The following is a 14,302-nucleotide window of genomic DNA, read 5'->3' on the forward strand; positions in this document are numbered from 1 at the left end:
GAGCGTGGGCCTGACCATGCCCCTCAGGGGCAGGAGAGGCGGAGCCGGCGGCGGTCGAACCGTGACCTCTGGCCGCCGGGCCGCACCGAGCAATCAAGAAAAGAAAACCATAAATATTTCGGAGGATGCCCAATGTTCGCCAAGCGTTACAGATTCCTGATCGCGTTCCTGCTGTTCATCGCCGGTATCATCAACTACATGGACCGGGCCGCGCTCGGCGTCGCCGCGCCCTTCGTCAAGGAGGACCTGAACCTGTCGCCCTCGGAACTGGGGGTGATCTTCAGCACGTTCTTCTTCGGATACGCGCTGTTCGCCTTCGTGGGCGGCCAGCTCGCCGACCGCTACGGGCCGCGCAGCGTCTACAGCTGGGCCGCCGCCGCGTGGTCGGTCCTGTGCATGCTCACCGGCGCGGTGACCGGCTTCGCCCAGATGTTCGTCGTCCGCGCCCTGTTCGGCTTCGCCGAGGGTCCGATGAACTCGACCACGAACCGCACCATCACCACGTGGTTCCCCCGCGAGGAGACCGCCCGGACCATCGGCTTCACCTTCTCGGGCCAGACGGTGGGCAGCGCCATCGCGGCGCCGGTCGTCGGCCTGCTGGCGATCCAGTACGGCTGGCGGGTGGCGTTCGTGGCCATCGGCGCCGTCGGCCTGCTCTGGGTCGTGGCGTGGCGGATGCTCATGACCGACCGGCCCCAGGACAATCCCCGGGTCGATCCGGAGGAGATCGCCCTCGTGGAGCGAAGCCGGGCCGTCACGCACCTCGCGCCGTCCGACCATGCCCGGTCGCTCAAGGAATACCTGTTCCTGCCGAGCACCCTGTCGCTCGGGCTCGGCATGTTCGCGGTGAATTACACCCTCTACATCTTCCTCTCGTGGCTCCCGAGCTACCTCACCGACGCGCTGCACATGCCGGTGAAGGAGATGGCGCTGGTCGCCTCGATTCCCTGGGCCTGCGGCTTCGTCGGATACGTCGGCGGGGGCGTGGTGGCGGACTTCGTCTACACGCGCATGGGCGACAAGCTCGCCGCGCGGAAGATCACCACGATCGTGCCGCTGGCCGTCGCGGGCGTCGCCCTGCTCGCCGTCAACGCCGCGACCAGCACCGCCATGGCGGTCTCGCTCATCGCGCTCGCCGTGCTGATGCTGACCAGTTCGGTGCAATCCTGCTGGGCGACGATCCACGAGCTGGTGCCCGAGGCGCGGGTCGGCGGCGTCAGCGGCTTCATCCACCTCCTGAGCAACATCTCGGGCATCATCGGGCCGACCGCCACGGGGCTGGCCGTGCAGTATCTCGGGGGCTACGCCAGCGCCTTCGTGATCGCCGCCCTGATCGCGGCGGCCGGCGTCGTCGCGATGGCGATCTTCGTGCGGCGGCCGCGCAACCCGGCGGAAGCCGGTCCCCTCACCGCGGCCAAGGCCGTCTGACCGAGGCCGTCTGATCAAGGCTGCCCGACCAGGCCGCCGAAATCTGGAGCAGCGTCCCATGAGTGCCGAGACCGTCCCGTCCAAACCCGTCCTCCTGACCGGGGCCTCCGGCGCCCTCGGGCGCGTGCTGACCCGCGCGCTCGGCGCGCAGGGCTGGACGCTCCGGCTCACGGACCGCGTCCCCTTCCCCGATCCGCTACCCGAGGGGGCCCGGTTCCAGGTCGCCGACCTGGAGGACGGGCCGGCGATCCTGCGGCTGGCGGAGGGCTGCGGCACGATCCTCCATTTCGGGGGGATCTCCGTGGAGCACCCGTTCGAGACGGTGATCGGCCCGAACATCCGCGGCCTCTACCACGCCTACGAGGCGGCCCGGCGCGAGGGTGCCCGGATGATCTTCGCCTCCTCGAACCACGCGATCGGCTTCCACGCGCGCTCGGAGGTGCTGGACGACGATTGCGGCCTCGCACCCGACGGCTATTACGGCTTGTCCAAGGCCTACGGCGAGCTGATGGGCGGCCTCTACCGCGACAAGCACGGGGTCGAGAGCGTCTTCCTGCGGATCGGCTCGTGCTTCCCGGAGCCGACCGACGCGCGGATGCTGGCCACGTGGCTGTCCTACGCCGACCTGACCCGGCTGATCACCCGCGCCACCCTGGCCCCGGACCTCGGCCCGACGGGCTCGGTGGTGATCTGGGGCGCGTCGAACAACAGCCGCATGACCTGGTGGCGGAAGGACGGGCGCGCCGTCATCGGCTGGGCGCCGCAGGACAGCGCCGATTCCCACGCGGCGGCGCTGGAGGGGAAGACCAGCGGCAACCCGGTGGTGGAGCGCTACCAGGGCGGCGGCTTCACGGCGATCGACTATTCCCGCGCCGAGCCGCCGCGGTGACGGTCCGGCTTCTCGGCGCGCGGACCATCGCCCACTCAGCCTGAGGCGGCCGCGCAGCGACGCCCGAGGGCGGGCCAGCCGAGCCGACGTGACCCGGCGGAGCGCCGGGGCGCCCAGTTCCAGAGACGAAGCACGAGACCCATCATGGCGAACGAGCGACCCGAGACACGCCTGAAATGCGCGCTGGTGGTGCGCGGCGCCTTCGACGCCCACGTCGTCCCGGCCTTCGAGGCCGCGGGGGGCCGGACGACGATCCACTGGGCGCCGACCACCGTCATCATGAAGACCCTCTCCGAGGGCGAGACCGCCGACGCGGTGCTGGTCCTGTCGGACGCGATGGACCGGCTGGTCGCCGAGGGACGCGTCGAGCCCGAGAGCCGGGTCGACGTGGTGCGCTCGCGCTACGGCATCGCCGTCAAGGCCGGAGCTCCGCATCCGGACATCGCGACCGTCGAGGCGCTGAAGCGCACCCTGGTGGCGGCGCGCTCGGTGGCCTACTCCCGGACCGGCGCCAGCGGGATCTACTTCGCCGGCCTGCTGCCGCGGCTCGGCCTCGCCGAGGCGGTCAACGCTAAGGCGACGATCATCCCGCAGGGCTTCACGGCAGAGAAGCTCGTCTCCGGGGAGGCCGACATCGCCGTCCAGCAGATCAGCGAGCTGATGGTCGTGCCCGGCATCGAGGTGGTCGGCCCCCTCCCCGACCCGGTGCAGGAGATGACCACCTTCGCGGCGGCGATCCTGCGCGGCGCGACGGACCGGGACGGCGCGGCCCGGTTCCTCGCAGGCCTGACGACGCCGCGGGCGGCCGAGGCCTACCGGACCAGCGGCCTGGAGCCGGCCTTCTGACGGGCCGCCAGCGCCCCCGTCCGCGCCGGCCCCGCCGCCGCCGCGCCCCGCCGACCGCGCCGCCTAAGTTGCGGCCCCGGGGCGGAACCGGGGTTCGCGACCGCAAAAAAGTCCTTATGCTCGTGCTGTCCGGACGCCCAATCCCGTCCGACCGGATCGCTCCATTCATGCTGAAGACAGCCTTCGTTGCCGCCCGCGACCGCCAGCGGCTGTCGGAGATCGCGACGATCCTCATCGGCTTCGGCGTCACCCGCGTCGTGGACCGGCTCGGCCTGCGCTACCTGCCGCTGGTGCCGCGCCGTCAGCCTCGGGTCGACGTCACGCGCCTGTCCGAGCCGGAGCGGCTGCGCCGGGCGATCGAAGCGCTCGGGCCGACCTTCATCAAGTTCGGGCAGGTGCTGGCGAGCCGGCCGGACCTCCTGTCGCCGGCCTGGACCGAGGAGCTGCAGAAGCTCCACAGCCAGGTCGTGCCGGTGACGTGGGAGCAGATCGGCCCGCAGCTCGAGCTCGATCTCGGCGCCTCGCCCATGGAGGTGTTCGCCGAGTTCGACACCAACCCGATCGCCTCGGCGTCGATCGCCCAGGTCTACCGGGCGCGGCTGCACTCGGGCGAAGACGTCATCGTCAAGGTGCTGCGGCCGAACCTGCGCAAGATCATCGAGGCGGATCTGCGCCTGATGGCGCACGGCGCCCGCATCGTCGAGAACGAGTGGCCCGACATGGCCCGCTACCAGCCGCGGGAGCAGATGCGCCACCTCGCGGAGGGCCTGAACGGCGAGCTCGACCTGCTCAACGAGGCGCGCAACTGCGAGTTGCTGGCCCAGATCTTCGAGGACCGCGACGACATCGTCTTCCCGAAGATCCACTGGGAGTACTGCTCCGAGCGGGTGCTGGTTCAGGACTTCATCCACGGCATCCCGCCCAACGACGAGGCGGCCCTGCGCGCGGCGGGCATCGACAAGAAACTGCTTGCCCAGAAGGGCACCGACGCGTTCCTGCAGATGGCGCTGATCGAGGGCGTGTTCCACGCCGACCCGCATCCCGGCAACATGCTGGCGCTCCCGGGCAACAAGATCGGCTTCATCGATTTCGGCATCATCGGCCGGCTGTCGCAGCGGCGGCGCTCGCAGCTGCTCGTGCTGATCGGCGCCATGCTCAAGCAGGACGCGGACGGCCTCATGGCCGTGCTCCTCGACTGGACCGGCACTAGCAACCCGGACCTCACCCGCCTCCAGGTCTCGGCCCAGTCCTTCGTGGAGAGCCACTCGTCGATCCCGCTGAATCTCGGGCTGGTGCTCACCGACTTCATGAACATGGCCCGCGAGAACGACCTCGCCATGCCGACCGACCTCGCCATCCTGTTCAAGGGGCTGGTCACCGCCGACGGCGTGATGCGCCACCTCGACCCGAATTTCGACCTGTTCGCCGCCGCCGGCCCGACGGTCCGGGCGAGCATGCAGACGCAGTTCTCGCTCTCGGCCCTCAAGCAGAAGGCCGAGGCCCTGGGCGTCGGCCTCTACGGCGCCGCCTCGGAGCTGCCGACCCTGATCCACCTGATGCTGGTGCGGTTGAAGCAGGGCCGCGTCACCGTCGAGATCGAGGTGAAGGGCCTCGACAAGGTCACCCGCGGCATCGAGCGCGCGGCCGCGCGCGTCGCGGTGGCCCTGGTGGTGGCGGCCTTCGCCACCCAGCTCGCGCCCCGCCTCATCGATCTCGGCACGCCCGTCTTCGTCTCGATCGGATTGATAATTTTTATCCTCGGGATTGGCTGGCTCGTGCTGCTGATGCGAAACAAGTAACCGTCTTCGCATCGGCCAGAGACATCAACATAAGTTTACACCCGCAATCGAATACGGGACTGAGTTGATAATCCCGCGCGGCATGGTAGCGTGACACATCCAACGATTCGCTCGGCTGCGGGCGGGGAACCGGCACCAGAAGCGGTCTGAACCGCCGGTGCGGCCCTGCCTCCGACATCCGTCGCCGCGCCGCGGTCGGGGACCTCCGACGGCGCGCCGCGCACGGGCGCCCCGTCGCGACGACGTGGGGGGCGGGCGATGGAAGCGGACATCGTACGGCCGCGGACCGACGGGGCGGAGCGCCGCGTCGAGACGCTCGAGGCGGAGAACATCCGCCTGCGCCGACTGCTGAGCCAGGCAACCGCGCAGGCCGACTGGGAGCGGCAGCGGAGCCGGCGGCTCGGCCGCATCATCGAGGCGGCGAGCCGTGTCGAGGCCGGACGCATGGCGGCCGAACGGGCCGAGGCGCCCCGCGGGCCGCCGCCCCGCGAAGGGGCCGGGCTCGCGCCCGAGGCCCGGGCGCGCGCTGCCGGCCGCGCACGCCCGGTCGGCCTGCCCCAGGCCCCCAACGATTACCTGGAACTGCTGGACCGCGACGGCTGCCTGATCACCGCCAGCGAGGATGGCCCGGCCCTGTCGGCCGCGGGAGACGAGGCGGAGGCGATCGGCCGGCCGTGGATCGACGTCTGGACGCGCCCCGAGGACCGCGAGGCGGTGGCCGAGGCGCTCGACCGGGCGCGGCTCGGCCGGCCGAGCCGGTTCCAGGCGCAGTCGGAGACCGGCGGCGCGATCCGCTGGTGGGACGTGGCCGTCACGCCGATCGGCGCGGCGCCGGACCGGCCCGAGCGCATCCTGGCAGTGTCGCGCGACATCACCGACCAGAAGCTGTCCGAGGCGCGCCAGACGCTGCTGATGCAGGAACTCGCCCATCGGATGAAGAACACCATGGCCATGGTCCAGGCCGTCGCGGCGCAGACCATGCGCAACGCGCCGTCGCTGGAAGCGGCCGGCGAGGCCCTGGCCGCGCGGCTGCTGGCCCTCGCGAAGGCGCACGACGTGCTGCTGCAGGGCTCCTTCACCCGGGCGTCCCTGAGCGGCCTGGTCGAGGGGGCCGTGTCGCTCCACGGGGACGGCGTCGCGGGCCGGTTCCGCATCGCCGGCCCCGACCTGACGCTCGGCCCGCGGCACGGCATGACCCTGGCGCTGATGCTGCACGAGCTCGGAACCAACGCCGCCAAATACGGCGCGCTGTCGGTGGCCGCCGGCTGGGTCTGCATCACGTGGAACGTGGCCGAGGCGGCCGGCGCCCAGACCCTCCGGTTCCGCTGGGAGGAGAGCGGCGGACCGCCGGTCACGCCGCCGACCCGCACGGGGTTCGGCACGCGGCTCATCGCCCGCAGCCTCGCCCACTGCTTCGGCGGCACCGCCCACATGAGCTACCCGCGCGAGGGCGCGGTGCTGACCTTCGAGGCTCCCCTCGACGCGGTGGTGGCGGCCTGATCCGGCTGCGCGGCGCTAGGCGCTCAGCCGAGTCTCCGCCTGCAGGTCCCGCAGGGCCGCGACCGTCCGGTCGCGCAGGGTCCTGAGATCGACCAGCGATCGGGTCAGATCGTCGCCCGCCATGGCCGATTCCTCGAGGCCGCGGCAGGCCCGGGAGAGCTCGGCGCATCCGAGCATGCCGGACATCGAGACCAGCGTGTGCGCCTCGCGGCCGTAATCGTCGTTGGCACGATCCGGCCCCTCGAAGGCGGTGGTGAGGCTGACGACGAATCGGTCGAGGATGCGGACGAGCTTCTCCGTGCCGATCACGGCCGTGAGTTCCTCGAGCGCGTCCCGGTTCACCAGGGAGTGCGACACCGTCGGTCTCCATGTACGGATCCGCGACAGCGATCCGAGAGAGGCGCGCAACCAAGGCGCCGCACAACGGCCAAGTTTGCAGCCAAGTGTTTACACCGCGTTGCGTCAGCTTTTCAACGAAGCTCGACCGTTTTCCGGTCCTCGCAGGATTGAACCGGGCGCATGGATCGGCGGTGGCGGCGGCCGAAAGACCGGTCCGAAGCGGCGGTCAGACGCGGCCTATCGCGAAGGCCCGAAGCGTCGCTATGGGCATTGCGAATCAATTCGGCCCCTCCTAGCCTCAAAGGCCTGTCGCGCTCGCATCAGGGAGGGGGCTGCATGATCGCCAAGTTCTCGACCCTCGGAGCAGGACGGGTCGGCGCCCCCGCGCGGATCGGCTAGCCGCCTCCCGCTCCCGCCCGGCCCCGTGGCCCGGCGCCTCTGAACCCAGTCCCGTCTGATTTCGCCGGCGCGCATCGTTCGCGATGGGACGCCCGCGTCACCCGGAGCCGACGCTGTCCCTGCGTCGGGCATTTGCATGTCTCTGTCGTCACCCCGGAAGGCGGACGCGGTCCGTCGCGTCCTGACCTACGTCGTCCGCAGCTGGCGCGCGCGCTGGCCCCTCGTCGCGGGTCTCACCGGCGCGATCACGCTCGCCACCCTGGCGGAAGTGCTGCTGCCGCTCTACGCGGGCCGCTTGGTCGACGCGCTCTCCGGGAGCGAGCGCGGCGCCGCGCTGGACGCGGCCTGGCCGGCCTTCCTGGCGATGACCGGGCTCGGCCTCGCCACCGTGCTGCTGCGGCACGTCGCCTGGAGCCTGGTGGTGCCGCTCTCCCTGCACACCATGAGCGATATCGTCCGCAACGGCTTCGCCCGCGTCCAGCGCTTCTCGACCGAGTGGCACGCCAACACCTTCTCGGGCTCGACCGTCCGGAAGATCTCCCGCGGCATGTGGGCGATCGACGGGCTCAACGACACGCTGCTGCTGTCGCTCCTGCCCGCGCTCGTCGTCCTGGTGGGCACGGCCCTCGTGCTCGGCCTGCACTGGCCGGCCCTCGGCGCGACGGTCGCGATCGGCGCGGGCGCCTATATCGGCGCGACCGTCCTCCTCGCGACCCGCGTCATCGCGCCCGCGGCCGCCCTGTCGAACGCCCTCGACACCCGCCTCGGCGGCGCGCTGAGCGACGCGATCGGCAACAACGCCGTCGTCAAGGCCTTCGGCGCGGAGACGCGGGAGGAGGCGCGGCTCGGCCGGCTGCTGGGGAAGTGGCAGCGGCGGACCCGGCGCACGTGGATGATCGTCACCTGGGGCGGCACCGGCCAGCTCGGGCTGCTGCTCGTCCTGCGCACCGTCATCGTCGCCATCGCCCTGTGGCTGTGGTGGCGGGAGCGGGCGAGCCCGGGCGACGTCGCCTACGTCCTGACCTCGACCTTCGTGGTGCACGGCTACCTCCGCGACATCGGCGGCCACATCAACCACCTGCAGCGGGCCATCAACGAGATGGAGGAGCTGGTCGCCCTGGAGGCCGAACCCGTCGGCGTCGCGGACCGCCCCGGCGCGGTTCCACTCGCGGTCGCGGGCGGGGCGATCCGCTTCGAGGCCGTGCGCTTCCACTACGGCGACCACACGCGGCCCCTCTACGACGGGCTGACCGTCGCGATTCCGGCCGGCCAGCGGGTCGGACTGGTGGGGCGCTCGGGCTCCGGCAAGACGACCTTCGTCAAGCTGATCCAGCGGCTCTACGACGTGTCGGGCGGGCGCGTGACGATCGACGGACAGGACGTGGCGTCGGCGAGCCAGGCGAGCCTGCGGGCGCAGGTCGCCATCGTGCCCCAGGAACCGGTGCTGTTCCACCGCTCCCTGGCCGAGAACATCGCCTACGCCCGGCCCGGCGCCTCGGCCCGGGAGATCGAGCGGGCGGCGCGCCTCGCCAACGCGCACGACTTCATCGCGCGGCTGCCGAAGGGCTACGCCACGCCGGTGGGCGAGCGCGGCGTCAAGCTGTCGGGCGGCGAGCGCCAGCGGGTAGCGCTGGCCCGCGCCTTCCTGGCGGACGCGCCGATCCTGATCCTCGACGAGGCGACATCCAGCCTGGATTCGGAATCGGAGGCGCTGGTGCAGGAGGCCATGGCGCGGCTGATGCGCGGGCGCACCGCCATCGTCATCGCTCACCGGCTGTCGACGGTGCGGGCCCTCGACCGCATCCTCGTCTTCGACCGCGGCCGCGTCGTCGAGGACGGGTCGCACGCCGCCCTGATGCGCCGCCCGGACGGGGCCTACCGCGCCCTGTTCGAGCGGCAATCGGACCTCGCGGAGAGCGCGTGAGGATCCGGTTCCTCCGCGGCCGGGCGCGCGCCCGCAGCCCGGCCGCGGAGCGGATCTTCGCGCGCCGGACCCGGATCGACACGGCCGGCGCGGGCGCCTCCCTCGACGCCGGGGAGCCGGTGGACGCCGACTATCGCGCCGGAGCGGAGATCAACGGCGTCACGGCGCGCGCATCGGCGCGAGCTGCACGCTGATGCGCCGCCCCGGGGCCGTCCTGGGCGGCACCCGCCGCGCCTGCCCCGACGCCCCGACGCGCACGGCCTCATGGCACCGGCCCTGCTGGCGCTGCTGAACGCGCGCGCCGGCCGCTTCCCGCCGCGCCGAGCCCCCACGGCCAGCGCCCGGCGCATTGCCGTTTTTTAATCCTTCGGTCATGCGACCAAATGATGGCTGATCTATTATCTGAACACGGAATGAATGAGGCCAATGCAGATGAAGGCCTTATCTCCGGCACCAGAGGGAGATATTATCATGTCCTATCGCAAATCTATGGCTGCGGCTCTCGTGCTCACCACAATCCTCGGTGGAACTGCCTACGCGGCGGAGCAGGCCGTCCAGAACAACGGCACGCAGATCAGCGCGAGCCAGGCGGCGGTCGACAAGGATGTCGGCAAGCTCTCGAAGGACGGCGCGCAGGGCTTCAGAGATCTTCAGCTCACCCGGCTCGCGATCTTCGAGGCCAACCCGAGTCAGGCCAAGGACATGATCGCCAAGGCGCAGGCCGCCTTCGCGAAGGCCAAGACCGACGACGCGGTGTTCACCAAGGCCGAGGCCGATCTCAAGTCGCCCGCCGACATGGCCGCCCACAAGGCGACCGCGCCGAGCGACAAGACCGACGCCAAGGCTGATACCAAGGCGGCCTCCAAGGAGCAGGTGGCCTGGGTTCCGGTCGACGCGCAGCTGACCCTCGGCGACGACTTCGTGGCCACGCCCGCCAAGGCCTCCGCGGTGACCGAGGCGAACAAGAACCTCGCCCAGGGCGACCAGAAGGGCGCCCTGGAGAAGCTCAAGCTCGCCCACGTCGACGTCAACTTCACCATGGCGGTCCTGCCCCTGAAAAAGACCATCACCGACGTCGATCAGGCGGCGACGCTGATCAATCAGGGCAAGTATTACGAGGCGAACGCCGCCCTGAAGTCGGCCCAGGACAACATGCGCTTCGACGTGATCGACGCGATCGCGGTGCCCCAGAAGGCGACCGCCGCCACGGCCGACAAGGGCGCGCCGCAGGCCACCGGTACGACCGCGGGCGCCAAGACCAGCAAGTGACCGACCGCCGAGGACGGCCGCGCCCGACGGATCTCGGGCGCGGCCCGGTCGGCGCGCACAAGGGAGGGCTCCGTGCGGCGATTCTGGATCTCGACCATCCTGGGACTCGAGCTGCTCCTCGGCGGAACCCCGGCGGCCTCCGCCCGGACGGCGGGCGTTCCGCACTTCAACATCCGGGCGATCTGCGCGCCGGAGCACCGGGCGGGATCCAACGCCGTCGATCGGGCGAGCTACCGGGGTTGCCTGTCCGACGAGGCCGCCGCGCGGCGCACCCTGATCAAGCGCTGGCCGACGTTCGACGTGGCGGAGCGCCGGACCTGCGCTGCGGAGAGCCAGATCGGCGGCGCCCCCTCCTACGTGGCGATGCTGACCTGCGTGCAGCTCGGGAGCGACGCCCTGCCGATCAACCCGTCGGGTCCGCCGTGAGACGGCACCATCCACGCGGCGGACCGGATCGCACGTCCGTGATCCGCGCAAGTGGAACCGGCGATATCTCCAAGACGTCTCGCACTGTCAATTGAATGGAGGAGGCATCATGTTCAAGACTACGGCGCGCGCTGCACTTTGCCTGGCCTGTCTCTGGTCGGTCACGCCGGCCCTGGCGGCCCCGAAGGAGATGCCCCAGGGCAAGCGCGACGAGATGTCGATGAAGGACACCAAGCACGAGGTGGTGATGCAGCGGAAGGAGAATAAGGAAGCCAACAAGAACGTCGACAGCCTCATCACGAACCGCAAGTGAGCGGGCGCGCCCACGCCGACGACTGACTGTCTTTCTGTCCGAGAGGAGCACCGGACGCGGCGCACCTCTCCTGGCGGTCCCGGGCCTGGCCCGGGATCGCCCGCGCGCGGTGCTCCGTCATCGCGATCCTGCGCGCCGTCCTCGCGTCGTCGAGTGGTCACGGGGCCGGGCCTTGGCGTAGGAACGGGGTCCGGGCGCGACGCCGCCGCAGGAGCCAGCGCCATGCCGGGTCGGACACCGCCGTGACGGCCTACAGCCTGCGCGCCCGGCTGCTCGCGCTCTGGGTCCTGCTGCTCGCCTCCGCGGCCGCGACCGCCTACCTGATGCTCGGCGTCTACGACCAGTCGACGGGTGTCCAGGTGGCGCAGGCCGACCTCGCGGTCGGGCGGGCCTGCCGCGAGATCATCGACCGGTACGCCGCCCTGGTCCGGGCCCGCGGCAAGGGTAGCGCAGAGGCCGACCTGGTCGGCACCCTGTCGACCGCGCTGGCGCGCTTCCCGGGCCTCGAGGGCGGGATCTGGAGCGCCGCCCGCGGATCCGTGGCCTACGCCTATCCGACCTACGAGGGATCCGGGCCGAAGACCGACTTTCCGGCGGCCGAGCGCGACGCCATCGCGGCGCTGAACGCGCAGGCGCTGCGGGTCGACCACGCGGTCTCGGAGCGCCGGCCGAGCCGGACCCAGGTCCTGATGCTCCAGGCCTGCCCCCTTCACGGGCCGGAGGCCGGCCTGACCGCGTGGTCGATGACGCGCGCGCACGTCAACGACGGCCCCACCTACACGCGCTTCCTCGCGGGCCTCGGCTTCCTGGCCGTGACGGTGCTCGGATCGGCCGCGTTCCTGAGCTGGTTCCTGTACGGGTTCTCAGGGCGGATCGCCCGGCTGGAGGCCGCGCTCGCCGCGCCGCGCCCGGACGGCCAGGATCTGCCCCATCTCGACCGCACCGGCGAGCGCGAACTCGACCGGCTGGTGGACGCCCTGAACGCCGCCGGCGGGCGGCTGCGGGAGGCTCAGGCGCGCATCGTGGCGACCGAGCGACTGGCCGCCGTCGGCCGGCTGGCGGCGAGCGTCGCCCACGAGATCCGCAATCCCATCGCGGCGATGCGCCTGAAAGCCGAGAACGCCCTGGTCAGCGGCGATCCCCACCGGACCGCTGCCGCCCTCGAGGCGGTGCTCGGCCAGATCGCCCGGGTCGACACGCTGCTGCGCGACCTCCTCAACCTGACCCAGGCGCGGCCGCTCAACCGGATGCCCACGCCGGTAGAGCCGCTCCTGGCCGAGTGCGCGCACCTGCACGAGGAGCTGGCGAGCGCGCGGTCGGTCCGGATCGCGGTCGCCGCCGACGGGCTGCCCGCCACGGACCATCCGCATCTCGACCGGGCGCAGATCGCCCGGGCCGTCGACAACCTGCTGCTGAACGCCCTGCAGCACGCGCCGCCGGGCGGCCGGATCCGCCTCGGTGCCGAGCGGGCGACGGTCGACGGCGCGCTGCGGCTGCGCCTCAGCGTCGCCGATACCGGCGCCGGCGTCGATCCGGTGATCCGCGCCGGCCTGTTCGAGCCGTTCGTCACCGGCCGGCCCGACGGGACCGGCCTCGGGCTCGCGATCGTGCGCGAGATCGCCCTGGCCCATCGGGGCGAGGCGAGGCTGGTCGAGGGCGCTCCGGAGACCACCTTTGTCCTGGACCTGCCATGGCAACCATCCTGATCGTCGACGACGACAGAGCCCTGCGCGACGGGCTCGCCGAGACGGTGACCGATCTCGGGCACACCGCGCTCCCGGTCGCCTCCGGCTCGGAGGCCCTGGCGCGGCTGGCCGAGGGTCCGGTGGCGGCGGTGCTCCTCGACCTGCGCATGCCCGGCGCCCTCGACGGCATGGCCACGCTCGAGCGGATCCGCGCCCTGCCGGAGCCGCCCCCCGTGACGGTGCTGACGGCCTTCGCGAGCCCGGCCAACACCATCGAGGCGATGCGCCTGGGGGCGCACGACCACCTGACCAAGCCGATCGGCCGGGCCGATCTCGCCGCCGCCCTCGACGCGATGCTGCGCGACGCCCGCTGCGATCCCGGCAGCGCCGCCCCGCCGCCGGGCCACCCGGTCCTGATCGGGTCGAGCGCGGGCATGCGGAAGGTCCAGAAGACCATCGGCCTCGTCGCCGACAGCGCCTCCACGATCCTGATCCAGGGCGAGACCGGCACCGGCAAGGAGGAGGTCGCCCGGGCCCTCCACGCCTTCTCGCGGCGCCGCGCGCGGCCGTTCATCCCGGTGAACTGCGCGGCGATCCCCGCCGACGCGCTGGAGAGCGAGCTCTTCGGCCATGTCCGGGGCGCCTTCGCCGGGGCGGCCTCGGACCGCGCCGGCGCCTTCCACGAGGCCGAGGGCGGCACCCTGTTCCTGGACGAGATCGGCGACATGCCGGCGGCGATGCAGGCCAAGATCCTGCGGGTGATCCAGGACTGCGTCGTCACCCCGCTGGGTGGCCGGTCCGCCCGGGTCGATGTCCGGCTCGTGGCGGCGACGCATCGCGACCTGCCGGCGCTGGTCGCCGAGGGCACGTTCCGCGCCGACCTGTACTACCGGCTGAACGTCGTGCCGATCGCCCTGCCGCCCCTGCGCGAGCGGCTGGCCGACATCGTGCCGCTCGCCGAGCACTTCCTGGTCCCCTCCGGCAAGCGCCTGAGCGGCGGTGCCGCCTCGCGCCTGCTCGCCTACGAGTGGCCCGGCAACGTCCGCGAGCTGCGCAACGTCGTGGAGCGGGCCGCCGTGCTGGTGCGCGGCGGCGTGATCGCGGCCGAGGCCATCGATCTGCCGGCCGCGCGGCCCGAGCGGCGCGGCGACGACGCGGTGACGGACGGGCTCGCCGGCGACCTGCCCGGCGCCGTGGCCCACCTGGAGCGGACCATGATCGCCGCCGCGCTCCGCGAGGCCGACGGCAACCGCGCCCGGGCCGCCCGCCGGCTCGGCATCCAGCGGCAGCTCCTCTACGCCAAGATCGAGCGCTACGGCCTCGCCGCGCCGGGGATCGATCTGTCGGAAGAGACGACAGATGCTGTCGGAAATCCCGACGCTTCGGCGGGCACCGACCCGGCCTGAGGCCCATCGGGCCGGAGAATCGTTCACATCCCGCGTGAGGTCCCGGCGGCGCGGGAACCGATGGCGCGCGCGGGCGTCG

The 14,302-nt window shown here is 71.9% G+C and carries 13 protein-coding genes; 12 read left to right on the forward strand and 1 reads right to left on the reverse strand.

Annotated features, from left to right (window positions below):
• Positions 1 to 132 precede the first annotated feature (132 nt).
• From J3A75_RS23435 to J3A75_RS23455, 5 genes are all read left to right on the forward strand, one after another.
• A complete protein-coding gene (locus J3A75_RS23435; protein ID WP_012320353.1) occupies positions 133 to 1,428 on the forward strand; it encodes an MFS transporter in 1,296 nt (431 codons plus the stop codon).
• A gap of 58 nt (positions 1,429 to 1,486) precedes the next feature.
• Positions 1,487 to 2,317, forward strand: coding sequence for an NAD-dependent epimerase/dehydratase family protein (locus tag J3A75_RS23440; RefSeq protein WP_012320354.1), 831 nt, complete (start codon positions 1,487 to 1,489; stop codon positions 2,315 to 2,317).
• A 144-nt stretch (positions 2,318 to 2,461) separates the two neighbouring features.
• Entirely contained in the window at positions 2,462 to 3,163 is a 702-nt protein-coding gene (locus J3A75_RS23445) for a molybdate ABC transporter substrate-binding protein (RefSeq protein ID WP_012320355.1), read from the forward strand.
• Positions 3,164 to 3,330: 167 nt separating this feature from the next.
• Positions 3,331 to 4,962, forward strand: coding sequence for an ABC1 kinase family protein (locus tag J3A75_RS23450; RefSeq protein WP_024829322.1), 1,632 nt, complete (start codon positions 3,331 to 3,333; stop codon positions 4,960 to 4,962).
• A gap of 258 nt (positions 4,963 to 5,220) precedes the next feature.
• Positions 5,221 to 6,462 carry a sensor histidine kinase gene (locus J3A75_RS23455; protein WP_012320357.1) on the forward strand — a complete coding sequence of 414 codons (1,242 nt, stop codon included), beginning with the start codon at positions 5,221 to 5,223 and terminating at the stop codon, positions 6,460 to 6,462.
• Between the two features lie 15 nt (positions 6,463 to 6,477).
• Here the strand turns inward: J3A75_RS23455 and J3A75_RS23460 are convergent, their stop codons facing one another.
• A complete protein-coding gene (locus J3A75_RS23460; protein WP_012320358.1) occupies positions 6,478 to 6,819 on the reverse strand; it encodes an Hpt domain-containing protein in 342 nt (113 codons plus the stop codon).
• A 517-nt stretch (positions 6,820 to 7,336) separates the two neighbouring features.
• Here J3A75_RS23460 and J3A75_RS23465 point away from each other — a divergent pair.
• The 7 genes from J3A75_RS23465 to J3A75_RS23495 all read left to right on the forward strand — a co-directional run bounded on the left by J3A75_RS23465 (position 7,337) and on the right by J3A75_RS23495 (position 14,223).
• Complete coding sequence (locus J3A75_RS23465) at positions 7,337 to 9,124, forward strand: ABC transporter ATP-binding protein (RefSeq protein WP_029359222.1); 1,788 nt, start codon at positions 7,337 to 7,339, stop codon at positions 9,122 to 9,124.
• On the forward strand, positions 9,121 to 9,318 hold the full coding sequence (locus tag J3A75_RS36655; protein WP_083374382.1) for a hypothetical protein: 198 nt from the start codon (positions 9,121 to 9,123) through the stop codon (positions 9,316 to 9,318). The genes J3A75_RS23465 and J3A75_RS36655 overlap by 4 nt, the downstream gene beginning before the upstream one ends.
• A gap of 277 nt (positions 9,319 to 9,595) precedes the next feature.
• Positions 9,596 to 10,393, forward strand: a complete 798-nt coding sequence (locus tag J3A75_RS23475) for a YfdX family protein (protein ID WP_053620526.1) — start codon at positions 9,596 to 9,598, stop codon at positions 10,391 to 10,393.
• Positions 10,394 to 10,465: 72 nt separating this feature from the next.
• Entirely contained in the window at positions 10,466 to 10,819 is a 354-nt protein-coding gene (locus J3A75_RS23480) for a hypothetical protein (RefSeq protein WP_012320361.1), read from the forward strand.
• Between the two features lie 109 nt (positions 10,820 to 10,928).
• Positions 10,929 to 11,132 (forward strand): hypothetical protein, encoded by a 204-nt coding sequence (locus J3A75_RS23485; RefSeq protein ID WP_020093001.1) that lies wholly within the window; start codon positions 10,929 to 10,931, stop codon positions 11,130 to 11,132.
• Between the two features lie 242 nt (positions 11,133 to 11,374).
• Positions 11,375 to 12,838, forward strand: a complete 1,464-nt coding sequence (locus J3A75_RS23490) for a sensor histidine kinase (protein WP_024829319.1) — start codon at positions 11,375 to 11,377, stop codon at positions 12,836 to 12,838.
• Entirely contained in the window at positions 12,823 to 14,223 is a 1,401-nt protein-coding gene (locus J3A75_RS23495) for a sigma-54-dependent transcriptional regulator (RefSeq protein WP_024829318.1), read from the forward strand. The genes J3A75_RS23490 and J3A75_RS23495 overlap by 16 nt, the downstream gene beginning before the upstream one ends.
• Positions 14,224 to 14,302: the final 79 nt, after the last annotated feature.

It is taken from the genome of Methylobacterium sp. PvP105 (assembly GCF_017876975.1).
GTDB lineage: Bacteria > Pseudomonadota > Alphaproteobacteria > Rhizobiales > Beijerinckiaceae > Methylobacterium > Methylobacterium radiotolerans.